The sequence below is a fragment of the Flavobacterium sp. DW-iso2 genome (assembly GCF_058725285.1).
Genome location: NZ_JBZXDY010000021.1, coordinates 25,533 through 48,040, shown reverse-complemented (window position 1 = coordinate 48,040; position 22,508 = coordinate 25,533). Strand labels below are relative to the sequence as shown.

The 22,508-nt window shown below is 33.8% G+C and carries 18 protein-coding genes; 16 read left to right on the top strand and 2 right to left on the bottom strand.

The window, feature by feature from the left end; translation table 11 throughout:
* The first annotated feature begins 60 nt into the window (after nt 1-60).
* The 4 genes from fabG (at nt 61) to AC4PRO_RS13600 (ending at nt 4,904) form a co-directional block, all read left to right on the top strand.
* Nucleotides 61-807, top strand: coding sequence for a 3-oxoacyl-[acyl-carrier-protein] reductase (gene fabG, locus AC4PRO_RS13615; RefSeq protein ID WP_492117713.1), 747 nt, complete (start codon nt 61-63; stop codon nt 805-807).
* A gap of 86 nt (nt 808-893) precedes the next feature.
* Nucleotides 894-2,921: a hypothetical protein gene (locus tag AC4PRO_RS13610; protein WP_492117712.1), complete on the top strand. Its 2,028-nt coding sequence runs from the start codon at nt 894-896 to the stop codon at nt 2,919-2,921.
* 33 nt (nt 2,922-2,954) lie between these two features.
* Nucleotides 2,955-3,851: a LysR family transcriptional regulator gene (locus AC4PRO_RS13605; RefSeq protein WP_492117711.1), complete on the top strand. Its 897-nt coding sequence runs from the start codon at nt 2,955-2,957 to the stop codon at nt 3,849-3,851.
* A 75-nt stretch (nt 3,852-3,926) separates the two neighbouring features.
* On the top strand, nt 3,927-4,904 hold the full coding sequence (locus tag AC4PRO_RS13600) for a YeiH family protein (RefSeq protein WP_492117710.1): 978 nt from the start codon (nt 3,927-3,929) through the stop codon (nt 4,902-4,904).
* Here the strand turns inward: AC4PRO_RS13600 and AC4PRO_RS13595 are convergent.
* Nucleotides 4,897-5,637 (bottom strand): YoaK family protein, encoded by a 741-nt coding sequence (locus AC4PRO_RS13595; protein WP_492117709.1) that lies wholly within the window; start codon nt 5,635-5,637, stop codon nt 4,897-4,899. The two genes, AC4PRO_RS13600 and AC4PRO_RS13595, sit on opposite strands and share 8 nt — an antisense overlap.
* 100 nt (nt 5,638-5,737) lie before the next feature.
* Between AC4PRO_RS13595 and AC4PRO_RS13590 the strand changes: the two genes are divergently transcribed.
* Nucleotides 5,738-6,742, top strand: coding sequence for a zinc dependent phospholipase C family protein (locus tag AC4PRO_RS13590; RefSeq protein ID WP_492117708.1), 1,005 nt, complete (start codon nt 5,738-5,740; stop codon nt 6,740-6,742).
* A gap of 236 nt (nt 6,743-6,978) precedes the next feature.
* Here AC4PRO_RS13590 and AC4PRO_RS13585 read toward each other — a convergent pair whose 3' ends face one another.
* Nucleotides 6,979-9,075, bottom strand: a complete 2,097-nt coding sequence (locus tag AC4PRO_RS13585; protein WP_492117707.1) for an LTA synthase family protein — start codon at nt 9,073-9,075, stop codon at nt 6,979-6,981.
* A gap of 225 nt (nt 9,076-9,300) precedes the next feature.
* On the opposite strand from AC4PRO_RS13585, the gene AC4PRO_RS13580 reads away from it, so the two are divergent.
* The 11 genes from AC4PRO_RS13580 to hisG all read left to right on the top strand — a co-directional run bounded on the left by AC4PRO_RS13580 (nt 9,301) and on the right by hisG (nt 22,463).
* Nucleotides 9,301-9,738, top strand: a complete 438-nt coding sequence (locus AC4PRO_RS13580) for a thioredoxin family protein (protein WP_074723391.1) — start codon at nt 9,301-9,303, stop codon at nt 9,736-9,738.
* The gene (locus AC4PRO_RS13575) at nt 9,738-10,730 is read left to right on the top strand and encodes an FAD:protein FMN transferase (RefSeq protein ID WP_074723253.1); all 993 of its coding nucleotides are present in this window, start codon (nt 9,738-9,740) and stop codon (nt 10,728-10,730) included. The genes AC4PRO_RS13580 and AC4PRO_RS13575 overlap by 1 nt, the downstream gene beginning before the upstream one ends.
* Nucleotides 10,723-10,932, top strand: coding sequence for a DUF4266 domain-containing protein (locus AC4PRO_RS13570; RefSeq protein ID WP_074723254.1), 210 nt, complete (start codon nt 10,723-10,725; stop codon nt 10,930-10,932). Before AC4PRO_RS13575 ends, AC4PRO_RS13570 begins: the two co-directional genes overlap by 8 nt.
* A gap of 9 nt (nt 10,933-10,941) precedes the next feature.
* Entirely contained in the window at nt 10,942-12,387 is a 1,446-nt protein-coding gene (locus AC4PRO_RS13565; RefSeq protein ID WP_492117706.1) for a DUF3570 domain-containing protein, read from the top strand.
* Between the two features lie 11 nt (nt 12,388-12,398).
* Nucleotides 12,399-13,061, top strand: a complete 663-nt coding sequence (locus AC4PRO_RS13560; RefSeq protein ID WP_074723256.1) for a response regulator transcription factor — start codon at nt 12,399-12,401, stop codon at nt 13,059-13,061.
* 6 nt (nt 13,062-13,067) lie between these two features.
* Entirely contained in the window at nt 13,068-14,462 is a 1,395-nt protein-coding gene (locus tag AC4PRO_RS13555) for a sensor histidine kinase (protein WP_492117705.1), read from the top strand.
* A gap of 69 nt (nt 14,463-14,531) precedes the next feature.
* Complete coding sequence (locus AC4PRO_RS13550) at nt 14,532-18,866, top strand: CusA/CzcA family heavy metal efflux RND transporter (RefSeq protein ID WP_492117704.1); 4,335 nt, start codon at nt 14,532-14,534, stop codon at nt 18,864-18,866.
* A 10-nt stretch (nt 18,867-18,876) separates the two neighbouring features.
* The gene (locus AC4PRO_RS13545; protein ID WP_492117703.1) at nt 18,877-19,995 is read left to right on the top strand and encodes an efflux RND transporter periplasmic adaptor subunit; all 1,119 of its coding nucleotides are present in this window, start codon (nt 18,877-18,879) and stop codon (nt 19,993-19,995) included.
* Between the two features lie 78 nt (nt 19,996-20,073).
* Nucleotides 20,074-20,799 carry a VIT1/CCC1 transporter family protein gene (locus AC4PRO_RS13540; RefSeq protein WP_492117702.1) on the top strand — a complete coding sequence of 242 codons (726 nt, stop codon included), beginning with the start codon at nt 20,074-20,076 and terminating at the stop codon, nt 20,797-20,799.
* A 25-nt stretch (nt 20,800-20,824) separates the two neighbouring features.
* On the top strand, nt 20,825-21,334 hold the full coding sequence (locus AC4PRO_RS13535; protein ID WP_492117701.1) for a hypothetical protein: 510 nt from the start codon (nt 20,825-20,827) through the stop codon (nt 21,332-21,334).
* Between the two features lie 271 nt (nt 21,335-21,605).
* On the top strand, nt 21,606-22,463 hold the full coding sequence (gene hisG, locus AC4PRO_RS13530) for an ATP phosphoribosyltransferase (RefSeq protein WP_074723261.1): 858 nt from the start codon (nt 21,606-21,608) through the stop codon (nt 22,461-22,463).
* Nucleotides 22,464-22,508: the final 45 nt, after the last annotated feature.

Below are 22,508 nucleotides of genomic sequence, written 5' to 3'. Positions count from 1 at the left end.
TAAAAGATTGCAGTGGATAGCAGGAATAGCTTCAAATAAATATTAAACTAATTTTAGAACATGAAATTACTAGAAGGAAAAGTAGCCATTATAACAGGCGCAAGTCGCGGAATAGGAAAAGGAATTGCAGAAGTTTTTGCAAAACACGGAGCAAATGTTGCGTTTACGTACAGTTCATCTGTTGAATCCGCTTTAGCACTAGAAAATGAATTGAATGCACTTGGTATTAAAGCCAAAGGTTACCAATCTAATGCTGCCGATTTTAATGAAGCACAAACTATGGTTGATGCTGTATTAGCTGATTTTGGAACTGTTGATATTTTGATCAATAATGCTGGAATTACTAAGGACAACCTTTTGATGCGTATGTCTGAAGAAGATTTTGATAAAGTTATTGATGTTAATTTGAAATCTGTTTTCAATATGACTAAAGCTGTTCAAAGAACTTTCTTGAAGAAACGCGCTGGATCGATTATCAATATTAGTAGTGTAGTGGGAGTGAAGGGTAATGCTGGTCAAACGAATTATGCCGCTTCAAAAGCAGGTGTTATTGGATTTACAAAATCGGTTGCACTTGAATTAGGTTCTCGTAATATTCGTTGTAATGCAATTGCACCAGGATTTATTGAAACGGAAATGACTGCAAAACTGAATGACGATGTGGTTCAAGGATGGAGAGACGGAATTCCTTTGAAAAGAGGGGGAACTACTGAAGATGTTGCTAATGCATGTCTTTTCTTGGCTTCGGATATGAGTGCTTACATTTCAGGACAAGTTCTAAATGTATGCGGAGGAATGCTTACTTAAAAAAGTATTCAGTGTTCAGTTTTTTAGTATTCGGCTAATACTAAAATTGACTACTAATACAACTGACCACTTATTACTAAATAAATATGACTACAAACACCATTCTATTATTATTGCTAGCTTTAGTAGTAGCAGGTGGTTTGTCATTTTACCAATATTTTTATAAAGCCAAAAGCAAATCAAAATTGAATTTGTTTTTGGCTTTATTGCGTTTTCTAGCTTTGTTTGGGATTTTGATATTGTTGATTAATCCCATAATAACCAGAAATACACTCGAGATTATCAAACCGCCTTTGGCAGTTGTTGTAGACAATTCAAGTTCGATAATGGCATTAGACGCCAACAAAAAAGCGTTAGAAATATATGCTGCTATAACAGCTAACACAGCCTTAAAAGAGAAATTTGATCTACAGTCGTATCGCTTTGATGCGGAATTTGAACCGGCTGAGCAATTTGATTTTAAAGGCACACAGACAAATCTGGGCGGAATTTCAAAAGAGTTAAGAAGTGCAAACAGAAACAGTACGTTCGCTACAATTCTTTTAACAGACGGAAACCAGACTTCAGGCAACGATTATGTTTATAGTTTTGATGCTAGTAATAAAGTTTTTCCAATAGTTTTAGGTGATACCACCAAGGTTGTTGACTTAAAAATTAGCCAGATCAACGTCAATAAATATGCTTTTTACAAGAATAAATTTCCTGTAGAAGTTTTTCTGAACTATTCAGGAGACAAGAATGTATCTGCTGATTTTACTATAACACAAGGCAATTCAGTACTAACGAAACAAAGTGTTTCTTTCTCTTCTGCTAGAAGAACAGTAATATTAAGTGTTCTTTTACCGGCCAATAAAATAGGCTCACAGATTTTTAAAGCTACGATTTCTGCTGCTGAAAAAGAGAAAAACAGTTATAATAACACAAAGAATTTTGCTGTAGAAGTAATTGATCAAAAAACAAATATTGCACTGGTAACAGCGATAAATCATCCCGATGTAGGTGCTTTAAAACGTAGTATCGAATCTAATGCACAGCGTAAAGTAACTATTGTTAAGCCAAATGTTATCAGTTCATTAAAAGATTATAATGTTTTGATTCTTTATCAGCCTACTGCTGCATTTCAATCTGTTTTTGAAGAGAACAAAACGGCTGGAATTAGTACTTTTATCATTACCGGAACCACTACTGACTTCTCGTTTTTAAATCAGCAACAAAGTAGTTTAGGGTTTAAAATGAGTAATCAAAAAGAGAATTATTTGGCGAGTTTTAATCCGCAATTTAATTTGTTCGCCATCGATAATATTGGTTTCGAAACTTTTCCTCCACTGGAAAATTCCTTCGGAAATATAACTGTTAAGGGTAACGCCTCTGTTTTACTTTCTTCTAAGATTAGAAGTATGGAAACTAATTCTCCCTTATTAGTCTATGCCGAGAATCAAGGAAGTCGTAGCGCATTTCTACTTGGTGAAAATGTCTGGAAATGGCGTTTGCAAAGTCATCTAGATACGCAGTCGTTTGCTAAATTTGACGTTTTTATGGATAAAACTATTCAGTATTTAGCATCCAGTAGCTCTAAAAAAGCATTGGTTGTCAATCATGAAAGTTTTTATAATTCAGGAGATGCGATCGAAATAACAGCCCAATATTTCAATAAAAACTATGAATTTGATGATAACGCACGTTTGACGATTATTGTAACAAATACTGCGACAAAGCAAACCAAAAACTACGATTTATTAAAAGGAAATGCATTTTACAAAGTGAATTTAGATGGACTTGCAGCAGGAACTTATAATTTTTCTGTAAAAGAACTGAATTCAAACAGCAGTTATTCGAGTCATTTTGAGATTTTAGATTTCGACAGAGAAAAACAATTTGTCAATCCAGACTTAGAAAAACTAAAACAGTTGGCCACACAAACGGAAGGAGCTGTTTATTATCCAGACCAAGTGGATACACTAATCAAGTCGCTATTAGCTGATGATAATTATAAAGCAATAGAAAAAAATACGGCAACTCGCTCTCCTTTGATTGATTGGACTTTGCTATTAATTTTAATTGTCTCACTGCTTGCAACCGAATGGTTTGTGAGGAAATACAACGGATTGTTGTAATTTTCGATTTGGTTTCACCAATACAATACAATTATGGATTTCAGATTAAAAGTGTTTTTCACTGTCGCTACCAGATTGAGTTTCACTAAAGCTGCAACAGAATTGTTTATTACACAACCTGCCGTATCGAAACACATACAAGAACTGGAAGAAGAATATAAAGTCAAACTCTTTGACCGAACGGGCTCTAAAATTTCCTTGACGCAGGCTGGCGAACAATTAGTAAAACAGGCTAAGAGTATTTTTGAAATTTACCGTGAAATTGATTTTGAAATGAGTGCGCTTATAAAAAAGCAGTATGGCGTGCTGCGCCTGGGAGCCAGCACTACTATCTCACAATATATAATTCCGCCATTACTAGCCCGTTTTCATCAGGAAATGCAAGAAGTCAAAATCATTTTGCGCAATGGAAACACAGAACAGATTGAAAATGCCTTATTGAATAAAGAAATCGAAACCGGAATCGTAGAAGGACAGTCGAAAAATAAAGCGATTAAATATACTCCGTTTTTAAAAGATGAATTAGTCTTGGTTTGCAATAGTTCGAACCCATTGGTAAACAAAGGAGAAATCACCAAAGAAGATCTCTTGGAATTGCGGTTTTTAATGCGGGAGCCAGGATCAGGAACATTAGAAGTAATCGAGCATGCTTTAAAACCATTAAAAATTAAGATGTCTGACCTGATTGTAGAAATGCAATTAGGAAGTACTGAAAGTATAAAATCTTATCTGATGAACTCAAATTGTGTTGCTTTTGTTTCGATTCACGCTATAGAAAAGGAATTAAAAAACAAGGAGTTAATGATTATTGATGTCGATAACCTAATCATTGAACGTTATTTTTATATCATTAGTTTACAAGGAAAAACAAACGCTCTTTCAGATTTGTTTATTAAAAATATTTCAAAATACTATAATTTAAAGTTATAGTAGATTGTTTCTTATGATTGGTGAATATCGATTTATCCTCGCATCTTTGTTGGGTAGTAATTCAACAATTTTACCTTGGACAATCATCCTGAAATCATCGCTAAAAAAACCTTTACTTTCTTTAATACTAATATTAAAGTACAGCAACTCATTTTTGTACTATTACTATTGGTTTGCGTTTCGGGGTTAATTTCGCCGCCAGTTGCTTTAGTTCTTGGCTTAATTGCTGCCAACATAACAGGTAATCCTTTTTTACGTTTTAATGCTAAAGCTATCAATATTTTACTTCAACTCTCCGTCATCGGTTTGGGTTTTGGAATGAATGTAAACGCTGCTATATCTGCTGGGAAAACGGGTTTTTTCTTTACTGTTGCTTCTATCTTTAGCACCTTAGTTTTGGGATTTTTTTTAGGTAAATGGCTGAAGATTGATCGTAAAACATCTCATTTAATTTCATGCGGTACTGCGATTTGTGGCGGTAGCGCTATTGCGGCCATTGCACCAGTCATTAAATCTGATGAAAAAGAGACTTCGGTTGCCTTGGGTGTAATTTTTATCCTGAACTCGATTGCTTTATTTTTATTTCCGGTTATCGGGCATTGGTTGCATTTAAGCCAGCAGGAGTTTGGCCTGTGGTGTGCTATTGCAATTCACGATACTAGTTCAGTAGTGGGAGCTGCTAATAAATATGGGCCTGAAGCGCTGCAGATTGCCACAACTGTAAAATTGGCACGAGCTTTATGGATCATTCCTGTTGCATTGATTACCGCAATGGTTTTTAAAAATAAATCGAGTAAAATTAGAATCCCTTATTTTATCGCAGTTTTTATTCTAGCTATGATACTAAATACTCACGTCCCACAAACAGCACTTGTAGCTCCGTATTTAGTTTCTTTAGCAAAAATAGGACTTACCGTTACGCTGTTTTTAATTGGTGCTGGATTAAGTCATAGTGTGTTGCAGTCAGTGGGTGTTAAACCGTTAGTTCAAGGAATTTTACTTTGGGTATGTATTGCGATAACAGCTTTGTTTTCCATACTTTATTTTATTTAGCAACGCGAGTAAATTTTTTCCTTTTTATAACAAAGAATTGCAGACGGACATAATCATACATAAGCGCAATTAAAAGGAAAAAAGCAGCTACAAAAAGAGTTTTCATTTCTAGAAAAGTATACAGGAAGCCTCCAGAGATACAACCGATAAAAAAGAAGACAATGATCGATAACCTTAAATAAATACTGGTATTCAATCTTTTTCTCTCATTCACTTTTTTATAGAAAAATAATTGTGATAATTCGATTCCTAAATCGGTAAATAGCCCTGTTAAATGAGTAGTTCTTACAATAGAGTTTGATATTTGTGTTACCATAGAATTTTGCACTCCCATAGAAAATAACATTGAAAAGGCAATCCATTTCCCTGAAAATGTTGACAAATCACCTTGTACACCAAAAAGTCCAACTAAAAGTAAAATCGCTATTTCTAGTGAAATTGGAATTACATGTGATAGATCAGGGCGCTTTATTGCAACTGATTCGGCTAAAAAATTCGATATAAATGCGCCAGCTAAGAAGAAAATCGTAAAAACAAAAAATGTAATTGCCGCGCTATAGTTCTGTTTAATGACTTCTTCGGCAAAGAAGGCAAAATGCCCAGTAACATTAGTCGTCAAAGTCTTTACTGCCAATACACCCGTAATATTTACAATTCCTGCTACGAATGAAAGTAAAGTGGCTAAACGTAAATTATGAATGAAAGTTCTGTTTTTTCCTTGGTGTCGAAACATAATTATGGATAAGTTATTTCCTAATTTACATAATCTTAAACTAGATATTTTTAAATTGTCTGAAAAACAAATACATTTGTACTTCAAAAAAATAAAAGTAATGATAAATATCAAATTTAAGCCTACAATCATGTTGCTAACTGCAATATTCATTGGATTTCTAACATTATCATGGGGAATAGTTGGACATGAAAGAATTAATAAAGCAGCTGTCATGGCTTTGCCAAAACCGCTACAAGTTTTCTTTTACAACCATATTGATTTCATAACGCAAGAATCTACCGTTCCAGATTTAAGGAAATACATTTTACAAGACAAGGCCGAAGGACCGAGACATTATTTTGATATGGAGAATTTTGGGAGTGTCGATAGCTTTCCACAGACTATGGCTGAGGCCAAAAAGAAGTATGATGATAAGTTTTTGTCTAAAAATGGAACACTGCCTTGGTATATCCAAGATATGATGGGAAAATTAACGCAAGCATTCAAAGACAAACGAAAATCAGAAATCTTATTTATTGCAGCTGAATTGGGACATTATATCGCTGATGCGCACATGCCATTACACACATCTGACAATCATGACGGACAATTGAGTGACCAAAAAGGGATTCACTCTTTGTGGGAGAGCAGGTTACCCGAATTATTTGTTAAAGACTATAAATTTACTGTTGCGCCCGCACATTATTATGAGGACGTAAACAAGGCAACCTGGGATATGATTATGGATACCCACAGCTTAGTAGAACCGTTATTAGCAGCAGATAAAGGTTTGAGAACAGCATTAACTGTAAATCAAATATTTGTAACTGATGCGGAAGGAAATGTGGTAAAAAACAAATACAATAGCGCAAAATATTCTAATGAATATGCAGGGAAATTCCATACTGCACTAAACGGGATGGTAGAAAGCCAAATGAAAAAGGCGGTTACTGCAACAGCAAGCTTCTGGTATACGGCATGGGTAAATGCAGGAAAACCGGATTTAAGCAAGCTAGATGCTGAAGTGCTTACAAAACGCAACGGCAAAGCACTAAAGAAGGATACCAAGTTATTTAAAAAAGGAGATCTTTTTGGTATGGAAAGTGATAAAGATGCGGAATAGAAGTATTCTAATCAGATAATGAAAAAGCCTGTGAAACTAAATTCACAGGCTTTTTTATTATTCTCAAATGATAGTTAAAATTAAGTGCTTTATTGTATCTCTCTTTACTTTAACTATTTACTGACACGAATATCACAAATTAGTTAATGATCATTTGTGATATTCGTGTCTAAATTTAAAATTACATTATGCAAGTATAATCAATTGATTTTTAGTTATTCAAGGACTATTATGTCTTAATTTTTTTGGTATTTCTTTTTCTTCAAAATATCCGAAGCAGTTTGATAGAAAGAGATGGTTTCATTCACTAAATCGATTCGTTCTTTTTTCAAAGGCTTTTGATCGTAATAAATTTGGAAATCATCTTCAACTCCAGCTTTCGGCAATAAAGTCATTTTAAATTGTTTAACTTCTTGTTTTGGTGAGATGATAGTCAAAACATTATCTTTTATCATTCCTAAATCCTGATAAGTCGCAATCAAAGCTCTCGGCTTATAATCCGCTTGCAGTACATCTTGACCATAGAATTTACTTTCGTAACTAAAATTCAATAATCCAAAAACAGTTGGCATGATGTCGATTTGCGACATTAGGTTGGTATAATGCTGTGGTTGAATAAATCCTGGGCTATAAATCATGGCAGGAATTCTGTATTTATCTACCGGAAGTTCTGTTTTACCAGCGCTTGAAGCACAATGATCAGCTAATATCACAAAGACCGTATTGGAAAACCAAGGTTGTTTTTCTGCCATTTCGAAGAATTTCTTCATCGCAAAATCAGTATATTTCACACCACCTTCACGTGATTTAGCATCACCTCGGATATCTATTTTATCATTTGGAAACGTAAATGGCCTGTGATTACTTACCGTCATGATGTGATTAAAGAAAGGTTTGTTTTCCTTAGCTTCTTTATTCATTACTTTAATGGCCTTGTTGTACATATCTTCATCACAAACACCCCAAATATTATCGAAAGTAATTTCGTTGGGTTCGAATGTTTTTTTGTCAACGACATCATATCCATTTCCTGAAAAGAAATCTTCCATATTGTCAAAGAAAGCATCACCTCCGTAAAGGTATTTTACACTATATCCTTTCTCTTTAAATACACTTCCTGTTGAGAATTTGTCTTTATTATCTTTTCTTTTTACGACACTTTCTCCAGCTGTAGGAGGGAAGCACAAGGTTACGGCTTCTAAGCCACGTACTGTTCTGTTACCAGAAGCATAGAAATTAGTAAAAAGTAAACTCTGCGTCGCTAAGCTATCTAAGAATGGTGTAATATTTTGGTCATTACCATAGGCCTTCATAAAGTCGGCACTATAACTTTCGATAGTAATTAAAACTACATTTTTATGGTTTTCGGCAGCGGCACTTTTAATTTGTCTTAAAGTAGATTCTCCAGTCACACCAGGAATTTGTTGTCCTAGTATAGAATAAACTTGCTTTTCTGGTAGTGTTTTATAAAATTTAAAATAATCCAATTCACTATTCATAAAAGCCAAATAGAATTTATAAACACCATTGGATTGTAATTCATTTGAAAAAATATTCTGTGAATTTTCTTTAGTGGCCAAAAACGGAATCGCCAATAATGACAGTCCGAATAAGACAAAGTAAATCCCTGATATTTTAATTTTTTCAACAAATGTAGGGATGCTGTCAATGTAGCTTCGGGATCCTTTTAAAATAAAATAAGTAACGGTACCCGCTATTATAAATAATCCTGAAAATAAAGGAACTACTGGGTAAGACTCCATTATATTTCCAATAACTTCATTGGTGTAAACCAAATAATTAACCGCTATAAAGTTGTATTTAACTCCAAATTCATTCCAAAAGAAGTATTCACTGATGGCATTTTGTAAAATCAAAACAACAAATAAAAACATTACAAAGGCAAAAAGCCAATATCTAATTTTGTCTCTGTGCTTTGGTAGAAAAAGTAAAAGCCCAAATAATAATGTTTTGATTCCGACGAAAATCATCCCAATCCTAGGTAATGCACCACCGTATTCATTCAGGATTGATTTTCCAGAATAGATGTATAGCAGAAGCGCAACTAATAAACCGAAAATGATATATCCATAGGGCTTCAGGTATTTTGCATTAGATATAAAAATCAAATACAGCCATAAGAAACCGGTGGCGAGTATAAAAACAAAAACATCAGAAACGAAACCAAAAGTAAAAATCTTGATAGCATCTGTCCAAATAAATGTAGTGTCTGTAATGGGGTGGAACAGTAGTACAATTCTTAGAATTAAACTAACTGCGACATAGAAAAAAATAAGGTTATAAAAAGGGGATAATTTTTTATAGAACGACATAGGTACTTTTTTTTTACACAAATTACGGTATTTAGATTGATAAATGGCTTATGTTAAGATGCTAATCATTCTTAATTTTCACTTAAGATGAGAAGCAATCAACAATATTGATTTCAATTTAGAGTTACATTTGATGACGATTATGTAGTGTTGAGAAAAGACCGCATACAAATTGGTTTTGAAGGAGTTAATAATAATCGATTTATAATTAAAATGATAGTGATAATGAAAAAAGTGATGGTAATAGTGTTCCTTTTTGTGATAAGTCTAGGGTATTCTCAAGATTGGAAAACAAATTTTGAACTCGTAAAAAAAGAAGCTGTTAGTCAAAATAAGCCAATTTTATTAGTGTTTTCAGGATCAGATTGGTGTGCACCCTGCATAAAATTAGATAAAAGCATTTGGCAATCTGCAGAATTCAAGGAATATGCTGCAACTAATTTAGTATTAGAGCGTGCTGATTTTCCTAAGAAAAAACAAAATCAACTGGAAGCTGACATTAAAAAGCAAAATGAAGGTCTCGCTGAAATGTACAATAAAGACGGTATTTTTCCATTAGTTGTTATTTTGGATTCTAACGGAAAAGTATTGGGTAAAACAAGTTATAAAAACGTAACTCCAAAAGAATATATAGAACTACTTAACTCATTTATAAAAGGATAATGATACGCAAGCTATCTTTAATTTTGTTCCTCTTTTGTGGTGTTGCAGCTACTTCGCAAGTCACCCAAAAAAGAACGTTGTCCATGCTGGGGAGTCCGTTTGAAATGATTGTAGAAGCCAAAGACATTCCAGCGGCAGATGCATATATTGATATGGCTGTGGCCGAAGTATCCCGCATTGAAAATTTAATTTCAGACTGGATTTCGACGACGCCAATCTCTGACGTCAATAGAAATGCTGGAATTAAACCAGTTAAAGTGCCTCAAGAAGTATTTGATTTAGTACAACGCTCGATAAAAATATCTGAATTAACCTCAGGAGCTTTTGACATCAGTTATGCCTCGATGGATAAAATTTGGAAATTTGATGGCAGTATGACCGAAATGCCCACGCCGGAGGAAATTAAAAAATCAGTGGAGAAGGTAGGCTATAAAAATATAATTCTAGACGCTGAGAACAATACAATTTTCCTTAAAAATAAAGGAATGAAATTAGGATTGGGCGGAATTGGTCAGGGATTCATTGCTGATAAAATAAAAGCATTACTTATTTCTAAAGGTGTCGTTGCAGGAATAGTAAACATATCAGGGGATATCAACACCTGGGGAAAACAGCTCAATGGAGAAAAATGGAAAGTTGGAATTAAAAACCCATTAAACAAGGACAAAATTTTCGCCACTTTTCCTCTAGAAGATAGCGCTGTAGAGACCTCAGGAAGTTATGAAAAATACGTGACTTTTAACGGAATACGATATTCACATATCATTGATACCAGAACTGGTTATCCTGCTTCAGGAGTGATTAGCGTTTCGGTTTTTGCAAAATCAACAGAGTTTGCTGATGCTTTAGCAACTGGTATTTTTGTAATGGGAGTAGATGTGGGATTGGATTTAGTCAATCAATTACCGGGAATAGGATGCATATATGTCGATGACAAGGGAAAAATATTCGCTTCAAAAAATATAGATTTAAAAAAATTCAACAATGAATAAACTAGCTCTTTTTATAATCGTTTTAGTTACCCTGCAATCTTGTGTTGCAGTTAAGGAATATGATAAATTATACATTAACGATCCTGACATGAAGTTAGCGGCGAAACCGTCTGAGAAATACGAAACCACTTTTCAGGTGTATCGTGAGGCTGCAGCAGGCGCCAATGGTGGAAAAACAGGTGGTGGATGTGGTTGTAATTAGAACATTAAGATGAAAAAAATAATATTTGCGCTGGCTTTGTTAATAAACATGGCTGTTGTTGCCCAAGTTAAAGATTCAACGACTACTTTTAAAAAGAGAGTTTTAGAAAATACCGAAGTAGATTTGCTATTGAGTTACTACAATCAGGATGGTACGCATTCTGCCGTTAGCGGTGGAATAGGTTCAGAGAAACTATCTGACATAGCTTCAAATATCGTAGTGGCCGTTCCGCTAAATGAGGATGATGTCTTGACTTTTGATGTGGGGATTTCGGCCTACACTTCTGCCTCTTCAAGCAATATTAATCCGTTTAATGCGACTGGTGCTTCTGGAGCGGGAGGCTATGATGATAAAAAGGCAATTCAGAAAGGTACGGCTGCAAGCAGTCCTTATGGCACTCCTTGGCAAGCTTCATCGGGAGCTTCAAAGAGTGACCAGCTGGCTTCTGTTAGTGCAAATTACAGTCATAATTCGGATAATAGAAATAACATTTGGACTGCTGATGTTTCTTTTTCGAATGAGTATGATTATACTTCAATTGGCTTTGGGGGTGGGTTTACCAAGTTGTTTAATGAGAAAAATACAGAAATAAGCATAAAAGCTAATGCTTATTTAGACCAGTGGAGACCCATTTATCCTACTGAATTACATGAATATGCAAAGTATGGAGCTAATTTTAAAAATAACGGATTCTTTTCTGGCGTTTCTATAGTAGATCAAAACGGTGCTACATCAAATGGATATTTGCCATCGGCATTTAAACCTTATGACAAGTCAAACAGAAATTCGTACTCGGCCTCTATTTCATTTTCTCAAATACTGACAAAAAAGATTCAAATGTCTGTTTTTATGGATGTTTTGCAACAAGAAGGCTTATTGGGAACTCCTTATCAGAGAGTCTATTTTGCTGATAAAGCAAATTATTATATTGGACAATCTCAATATATTCCAGTATATACCACTTCCGAAAATAAAGGAGTCTATCAATTAGCTGATGACAAAGAGCGACTACCGAGTACCCATTTTAAAATTCCGATAGGAGCAAGACTCAATTTTTATATCAATGAATACGTAGTCGCCAGAACCTACTACAGATATTATCAAGACAATTGGGGTATTCAAGCACATACAGCATCAATTGAGTTACCTATTAAAATTAGCTCCAGTTTTACTGCTTATCCTATCTTCCGTTATTATACGCAAACAGCTTCAGATTATTTTGCTCCTTATGAGAAACATCTTTCAACGGAGAAATATTATACTTCGGATTATGACTTATCAAAATTTGACAGTAGTCAATATGGCTTAGGTTTCACGTATACTGATATTTTTACTCGTGCTAAAATCTTTGTTTTAGGATTAAAATCAATAGATTTACGATTGAATCATTATACAAGAAGTGATGGCTTGTCAGCAAATATTGGTTCTTTAGGTTTTAAATTTTTATTGGAATAAAAAACAGGGATATGCATATTTTAATAGTGGAAGATGAAGCAGGTATTGTACAATTTCTCCAGCAAGGTTTAGAGGAGGAAGGCTATCAAATCACCAGTGCTGCTGATGGTTTGCAAGGATTTGAACTTATTCAGCAACAGCATTTTGATTTGATTCTTTTGGATTGGATGTTACCCAAAATGAGTGGATTGGATTTGTGTAAAGCTATTCGAAGAAAAGATAGTAACACACCTATACTATTTTTGACAGCCAAAGATACGGTGCAAGAAACAATCGAGGGTATTAAAGCAGGAGCTAATGATTATATTAAAAAACCGTTTAGTTTTGAAGAATTAGTGGAACGTATCAAAATTCATTTTCGGAATCAGAATGAACAAGATATTTTAACTCTTGGAACAATACAGATAGATATCGCAAAACATACTGTTTTATCTCATCAAACAGAAATACAGTTAACAAATAGGGAGTTTAATCTCTTGTGTTATTTAGTCAAAAATAAAGGAAAAGTTTGTACTAGAAATCAAATTATAGAAGATGTCTGGGACATACATTTTGATTATGACACTGGTGTCATTGATGTTTTTATCAATGCTATCCGTAAAAAGTTAAATTTAAAAATCGAAGAAGACTATATAAAAACAGTACGCGGTGTAGGTTACATCGCAAATGACTAATTACTAATGCAACAATTTTCATTTAAAAATAGAATCGCCTTCAATTATATTATCACCACAGCTTTATTGATTTTTGTGGTGTTTTTTACTATCTATTCTATTGTAAAGTTGAGTGTTTACAACCACCTTAATAATGATATTGGTAAGGAGGTAAAGAATCATATGAATGAAATTGAAATAAGAAACAGCTCTATTTTTCTTATTCACATGGAGGAATGGAAAGAAAGAGAGCATAACACCGTTGATGTAAACCCCGTTTTTATACAATTTTTAGATAATAATGGTAATTTAATTGAAAAATCGCCCAATTTAAAAAAACAAACCTTATCGCTTCATACCCATATTGAAGATAAGGAGTTATTTGATACCAAATTATTAGATAACAAAATTCGGCAAATACAGATCCCAATATACAACAGAACAAAAAAAATAGGCTATTTATTGATTGCCATGTCTCTTGAAGATGCTTCGATGGTACTTCAAAACTTATCCGAGGTATTGATTATCGCTTATCCGTTAATTCTAATCGTACTTTTTCTGATTGCAAGGTTTATTGCCGGAAGAAGCATAAAACCCATTAGTTCTATTATCGAAACTTCTAATATCATTACCAAAGATAATTTAACGTCCAGAATTCCACTACCTTTAAATCGGGATGAACTCTATATTTTATCAAAAACAATAAATAATTTATTGGACAGAATTGAAAACACGATTGAAAGAGAAAAAGAATTCACTTCTGACGCCTCGCATGAATTAAGAACTCCGTTGACCGTCATAAAAGGAACCTTAGAGGTTTTAATAAGAAAGCCGAGAAACCCTGCAGAATACGAAGAAAAAATTAGCTATTGTATCTCTGAAGTGGATCGCTTAAACAATCTGGTAGATCAATTGCTGTTGCTAGCGAGATTTGAAAATCAAAAACAAAGCTTAAAAAGGGAGAAACTTTGTTTAAATGCAGTTATTCTAGATTCAATTTCAAGATATTCGAATACAATACAAACCAAAAATATTCAGGTTGCGACAGAATTTAAAAAGGACTATTATATTGAAACGGATATTTATTTATTCTCAATAATAATTAATAATTTGATTTCCAATGCGTTAAAATATTCAGATATAAATGCTAAATTAGCTATTACTATAACAGAAAATAATAATACAATCGAATGCAGTATAATCGATTCAGGTATTGGGATAGCTTCTAAGGATGTTGAAAAAGTTTTTAATCAATTTTTCAGATCTAATTCAACAGAGCATCCTGAAATTAAAGGAACGGGATTGGGACTATCAATCGTGAAAAAGTTATGTCTATTACTTAGTATTGACATTCGAATTTCAAGTCAGGAAAATTTAGGAACGGCAGTAATGTTAAGCTTCCATAAAGAAGACCTTAAGTAGTTCTTAAGTCGTTCTTAAGACAATCCTTACCAATTTACTGTATTTTTGAAAAATAAAATAAAGTGAAAAATGCTTGAAAAAATTATTGCTTTTAGTCTTAAAAACAAACTTATTGTTTTACTATTTACCTTAGGAATATTTGGATTCGGAATCTATTCTATTTTTCAAATTTCGATAGGAGCCGTCCCAGATGTTACCAACAATCAGGTACAGGTTATTACTACTTCGCGAAATCTTTCTACTCAAGATATCGAACAATACATTACGTATCCAGTAGAAATTGAAATGGCAAACTTGCCTGGCGTGAAAGAAATTCGTTCAATTTCAAAATTTGGCTTATCTGTGGTCACCATTGTTTTTGACGATGATTTAGGAACCTATTTACCCAGACAGTTAATTGCCGAAAAAATCAAATCGGCATCAGAGAAAATCCCAGCAGGTTTTGGAACTCCAGAAATGGGACCTATCACCACAGGACTTGGAGAGATTTACCAATACACCCTGGAAGTCAAACCTGAATTTAAAAACCAATATTCAGTAACTGATTTAAGAACCATTCAAGACTGGGTTGTAAAACGCCAATTATCAGGAATAAAAGGGGTGGTTGAAATAAATACTTGGGGTGGTTATTTAAAGCAATATGAAATTGCAATAACCCCTTCTAAATTAAAAGCAATGAACATCAGTACTACAGATGTTTTTACGGCGCTTGAGAACAATAATAGTATTGCCGGTGGTGCTTATATCGAAAAAGTAAATCAGAGTTATTTCATTCGAGCCGAAGGAAAAGTAAAATCGCTAGCCGATATTGAAAATATAGTGGTGAAGAATATAAACGGAATGCCTGTTTATGTGAAAAATGTGGCAGATGTGCGTTTTGGTTCTGCTAATCGTTTTGGTGCTATTACTGGTAATGGAGAAGGGGAGAAGGTACTTGGACAGGTGATGATGCTAAAGGGTGCCAACTCTAAACAAGTAATAAACGATGTAAAGGCAAGAATTGCCGAAATCCAAAAATCATTGCCACAAGGAGTTTATGTAAATGGATTCTTGGAGCGTAGCGAGTTAGTTGGAAAAACTACTTTTACAGTTGCTGAGAACCTTATTTTAGGTTGCTTAATCGTAATTTTTGTAGTGGTTTTATTGTTAGGAAACTGGCGTTCTGGATTGGTAGTGGCTTCTGTGATTCCGCTATGTTTATTATTTGCGATATCATTGATGAATATTTTTGGAATAGATGCAAACTTGATGAGTTTAGGCGCTATCGATTTTGGAATTATTATTGACGGAGCGGTTATTATCGTTGAGTTTATAGCCTTTCAAATAGCCAGTAAAGCGGCGCAATTAGGTCCTATGTCTGATGTAGACCGCCAACTGGAAATTGACCAGATTACCTATAAAAGTGCTTCAAAAATGATGAATTCGGCTATTTTTGGGCAATTGATCATCTTGATTGTTTTTATTCCAATTCTTTCTCTTTCAGGCATAGAAGGTAAAATGTTCAAACCTATGGCAATGACATTTAGCTTTGCCTTAGTGGGAGCGATGATCTTTTGCTTTACCTATGTTCCCGTTGTTTCGTCGTTATTTTTGAAACCTAAAGAAGAGAACCCTAAGTCATTTTCTAGTAAATTAATTCGAAAATTAAATTCGTGGTATCTCCCTGTCATAACATGGGCTTTAAGCAATACTAAAAAAGTATTATATGGCGCTTTGGGATTATTAGTGATGGCAGTAGTTTTATTTACGACTATGGGAGGGGAATTTATACCCACATTAGACGAAGGAGATTTTGTGATTCAGCCCGTATTGAAAACAGGAACTTCTTTGACAAAGACGATTGCTACCACTACTAAAATAGAACAAATTATTCTAAAAAACTTTCCAGAAGTAGAGCAAGTAGTGAGCAGAATAGGTGCTGCCGAAGTTCCTACTGACCCTATGAGTATGGAGGAAAGTGATGTTATAGTTAAGCTAAAGCCAAAATCAGAATGGGTATCAGCAGAAAGTAAAGATGAACTGGCAGATAAAATTAAAGTAGCGATTGAAAAGCAAATTCCAAATATGGAAATTGAATTTACCCAACCCATCGAAATGCGTTTTAACGAATTAATCTCGGGAACTCGATCTGATGTAGCGGTAAAAGTATTTGGTGAAGATTTGAATGTATTGGCTCAAAAAGCACATGAAATCAAAAAAGCTATTGAAAAAGTTGAAGGAGCCTCAGATGTTATTATCGAAAAAACGGAAGGTTTACCGCAAATGACCGTGCGCTATGATCGTTCTAAAATTGCTAGATATGGTTTGAATATTACAGAGTTGAATGATATGATTGCGCTGGGATTCGCAGGAAAAACAGTGGGTAATGTATTTGAAGGTGAGAAACGATTTGATATGGTAATTCGTTTGGATCAAACCAATAGACATGATATTAATGATTTGAAAAATTTATATGTTTCGGCTCCTAATGGAGAACAGATTCCGTTACAAGAATTAGCCAACATTGAATACACGGAAGGTCCTGCCAAAATATCAAGAGATAACACGAATAGAAGAATAGTAGTAGGAATTAATGTTCGAAACAGGGATTTACAAAGTGTGGTTACTGACATTCAGCACATTGTGAATACAAAAGTTAAACTGCCTGCAGGCTATTACGTTCAGTATGGAGGACAGTTTGAAAATCTTCAAAGTGCCAAAGCCAGATTAATGGTTGCCGTACCTATTGCATTAATCTTGATTTTTATCTTATTGTATTTTGCTTTCGGTTCGATCAAAGAAGCCTTAATGGTGTATTCAGCAATTCCGCTTTCGGCAGTGGGAGGAGTGTTATTTTTATGGATGAGAGGATTGCCTTTTAGTATATCAGCGGGTGTTGGTTTTATTGCGCTCTTTGGTATTGCAGTTTTAAACGGAATTGTATTAATTGAACATTTTAAAGAATTAAAACATCAAGGAATGAAAAACATTGATGAACTCATATTGAAAGGAACGACCGATAGATTGCGCCCTGTTTTATTAACGGCAGCCGCTGCAGCCTTAGGTTTTTTACCAATGGCGATATCTTCTTCTGCAGGAGCAGAAGTGCAAAGACCTTTGGCAACAGTCGTAATTGGAGGATTATTTACAGCAACAATTTTAACGATGGTAGTACTACCTATTTTATTCAAGGTTTTCGATGGAAAAGAGTTTAAAAAGGCAAAATTTAAAAAACATCATAGTAACACCTATCTAATTCTATTGTTGTTAAGCACTTCGTTTGCCTTTGCACAAAATTCAAATCCCGAATTAGATAGTTTAATAGTTAACGGTATTACAAATAACAAAGGCATAAAAGCCATTCAATTGCAGGTAGATAAATACCAGGCTAATATAAAAACTGCCTACACCTTTGAAAAAACTACTATTTATTACAATTATGACCAAAATAATTTGGCTTCTAATAATGAACCTTTGAAGATCTTTGGAGCACAACAACGGTTTTCTTTCCCAACGGTTTATGGAGCTCAGAAAAAAGTTTATGAAAAGGAATATGAAAAGGAAAAAGCCAGCTTTGAAATTCAAAAAAACAAACTTTCGTTAGAAATTTCTAAAGTATATTATCACATTGTCTATTTACAAAACCAAGAAAAACTATATTTCTATTTGGATAGTTTGTATCAAAATTTTTCAAAAGCAAGTGATAGACGTTTTCAATTAGGTGAAACCAATTATTTAGAAAAAATCACGGCACAAGCGAAATTTAGACAAATAAAAACAAGTCTTTCTCAAATTGAAAACAATAAAAAAGCACAATATGATTTGCTGTATTCCTTGATTCAAACCGATGAAAAAATTGCAATAAAAAACAATTCAATCACTCCGCTATTTAATTCAACAGCAGATTTAAGTACAGCCGTTCATAATAAATATTTAGAGAGTGTTACGAATAGTTACAAAAGCCAAATTAAACTTGAAAAACAACATTGGTTGCCAGATTTACATTTGGAGTATTTTAGAGGGTCCAATAAGGGATTGTCGCAATCATTGAATGGTTTTCAAATTGGAATTGGGGTTCCCATTTTATTCTCTGGCAACATTTCAAAATCAAAAGTGGCTCAACTGGAATTACAAAGTTGGGAACAACAGAAGCAAAATGAAGAACAAAAAAGAACGCAATTTGTGAATCAAAAAAAGAACGAATTAGCGAAATATCAAGAAGCAATAAATTATTACAACCAATATGGAAAAAAGTTATCGGATGAGATTCTTAAGGTGGCGAATTTAAGCTATAAACATGGAGAAATTGATTTCTTCCAGTACATTCAAAGTTTAGAGAATGCAACCGCTATTCAAGTTGAATACCTAGACAACGTACTTCAATTCAATGCAACCCAACTCGATTCACAATATCTTAATTTCTAATACATAAAAAATGAAAAATACACTATATATACTCGCCTTGTCAATCGTTCTATTTTCGTGCAAAGAAACTAAAACAGAAGAACCTATCGTTAAGGATGATACAATGGTTACGGTCACCGTACCGCAATTTAAATCTTCGGCAATGGAAATAGGAAGTCCCGTGGAACAAGATTTTGAAGTAACTGTAAAAACAACTGGAAAGATTGATGTACCGCCACAAAACAGAGCGAAAGTAACTACGTTTGTTGGAGGAAACATCAAAGCAACTACGTTATTAGTAGGTGATAAAGTGAGAAAAGGACAAGCATTATTGACTTTAGAAAACACAGAATTTCTTGATATTCAAAAAGAATATTTGGAAGTAGCGGAACAAATTAAATATTTAAAATCAGAATACGAACGTCAAAAAACATTATTTGATGAAAAAATTACTTCTCAAAAAAACTATCTAAAAGCGGAAAGTGAGTATCGAAGAGCAAAAGCAATGTATCAAAGTTTAAAAGCAAAATTGCAGCTGTTAGGCATTAATCCTGTAAACGTCGAAAATGGTAAATTGACTTCGGTGATCACTATTTATGCTCCTATATCGGGAGACATCGTGGTAATGAATGCCAATGTTGGTATGTATGTAGCACCTTCAGATGTGATGCTTGAAATTATTGAAACGGATCATTTGCATTTAGAATTGAATGTGTTCGAAAAAGACATATTAAAAGTAAAAGTGGATCAGGATATTAATTTTACCGTGCCAGAAGCTACAAAAGAAGTATTCCATGCAAAAGTACATTTAGTAGGAAAATCTATTGAAGGAAATGACAGAACGATCAATGTTCACGGGCATTTAGACGACAATATCAAGCAAAAATTAATTACTGGAATGTTTGTAGAAGCGGCTATTGTGGTAAATTCTAAAAAAGGCCTAGCAATCCCTACAGGAGCTTTAATTACTGAGAACGACAAAAATTTCGTACTTTTATTGAAGCAAGAAAAAAACGACAGTTATTTCTTTAAAAAGATAGCAGTAAAAATAGGAGAGAAATCAGAGAAATATGTTGAAATTATTCCTGATAATCAAATTAATTCTTCTTCTAAAATTTTAACAAAAGGCGTTTTTGACGTGGTTAATTAATTATAAACTATTTTTTTAATAAATAACTAGGTTGAAATATTAAAGTAGTAAAGAAAACGATACATTAAGTGCAATTTTATGACAAACGACAACAGTAAGCCAACACTAACAATTGATAATTATTTAGACAATCATTATATTCATCGTAGCAATTGGCTTAGAGCGGCAGTACTTGGAGCAAATGACGGTATCATTTCTATTTCGAGTTTGGCAATTGGTATAGCTGCAGCTAGTACTACCAGAGAGCCAATTATTTTGGCAACCGTCGCTGGACTGGTTGCAGGTGCTTTATCCATGGCCGCTGGTGAGTATGTGTCTGTCAGTTCACAGACCGATACTGAAAAGGCAGACATTGAGCGAGAAAAAGTAGAACTTAGAGAAATGCCGGAAGAAGAATTGCATATATTAGCTCAAATTTATGAAAAACGAGGGCTTAAAAAAGAAACGGCAATGCAAGTAGCTATTGAGTTGACAAAAAATGATGCATTAGCTGCACATATAAGAGATGAATTAGGAATCAATGAAATTAGTCAGGCAAATCCAATACAGGCGGCATTGGCATCTGGAGCTTCCTTTAGTATTGGTGGTGTTTTACCTCTATTGGTAGTGCTTTTTACACCAGTTAAAGGCATGGAATATTGGCTGTATGGATCAACAATTTTGTTTCTTATCATATTAGGAGCAATGTCGGCAAAAACAGGTGGTTCAAGCATCTCGAAAGCAATTATAAGAATTACAATTTGGGGTACAATTGCAATGGGACTGTCTGCATGGGTCGGTTACCTGTTTGGTGTGAAAATTTAAATAAACGATTTTAATAATAGTAATTATGAACGACGCTCATTTACACTTAGTAGTAAACCATTTCCCTATTATCGGAACAATCTTTGGTTTGGGAATTTTAATTGCTGGATTGGTTTTAAAAAACAATTCAGTCAAAAATACGGCTTACGTATTATTGGTTTTTGCCGCTATTTTTGCATTTATAAGCATGTCTACTGGAGAAGGAGCGGAAGAAATGGTCGAAGATATGCCAAATATTGGCAAACAAATCATTCATGAACATGAAGAATTAGCTGAAAAGTTAGCCTTGTTATTATATGCTACGGGAATTTTTAGTTTAGCATCACTATATACGAGTATAAAGAACCATAAATTTTCTAAATTCACATCCTATATTACGCTTGTTTTAGCAGTAGGTGCTGCGGTTTTAGGTTCTAGCGTGGGAACTTCAGGAGGAGAAATACGTCATACTGAAATTCGTGATAATACTGTGAATTCAGCTGTTGAAAATGGTAATTCCCAATTAGAAAGTACTAAGGATAAAAACGAAGAATAGTTTTATTTAACAAATTAGTCATATTTAGTTAAACTAAAAATTGCTTTTTAATCAAAAAAGCTCTTATATTTGCGGTATAAAGAAATAAAAAAATTATGTTCACAATACAATTACATCATCATCATTTCCATTATTGCTCTCAAGCGATGTGTTAATGATATGGTTGTAAATCATCATATTTTAAAACCCGTTTGAGTACATCAAACGGGTTTTTTATTTAATATCCTGTGTACTCAAACATAATATTACAAACAAACTAAAAAACATTACAATGAGTACATTAAAAATTGCAATTCAAAAATCAGGACGTTTAAACGAAGACAGCATTCAGATCTTGAAAGATTGTGGGATTTCTATTAACAACGGAATTGATCAATTAAAAGCCGAAGCATCAAATTTCCCATTAGAAGTTTTATATTTAAGAAATTCAGATATTCCTCAATACTTAATTGATGGTGTGGTAGACATCGCCATTGTTGGAGATAATTTATTAGTCGAAAAAGGAAAAGGAATTCAAGTGGTTCAAAAATTAGGTTTTTCAAAATGCAAAGTATCTGTTGCTGTTCCTAAAACATTCGAATACAATTCGATTCAAGACTTAAACGGACTGCGTATTGCAACTTCTTATCCAAATACAGTGATTGAATATTTCAATTCTTTTGGAGTAAATGTTGATATTCACCAAATTTCAGGTTCTGTAGAGATTGCTCCAAATATTGGTCTTGCTGACGCTATCGTTGATATTGTATCTAGTGGAAGTACTTTATTCAAAAATAATCTGAAAGAAGTTGAAATCATTTATAAGAGTGAAGCAGTATTAGCTGTTTCTCCTAAAGTGACTCCAGAGGTTCAAAAACTAATTGACACATTACAATTCAGAATTGAATCTGTTTTGAGAGCCAGAAAATCAAAATACATTTTGATGAACGTGCCTAATGATAAAATAGATGCAGTTGGAAAAATTCTTCCAGTTTTACGTAGTTTAACCGTATTGCCTTTAGCACAAGAAGGATGGAGTAGTGTACACTCGGTAATAGATAAAGACACTTTTTGGGATGTAATTGACCAGTTGAAAGACGCTGGTGCCGAAGGGATCTTGATTTGTCCAATTGAAAAAATGGTACTATAAAAAAATAAAAATCCAATTTTGAAATTCCATATTCCACAACTTCTA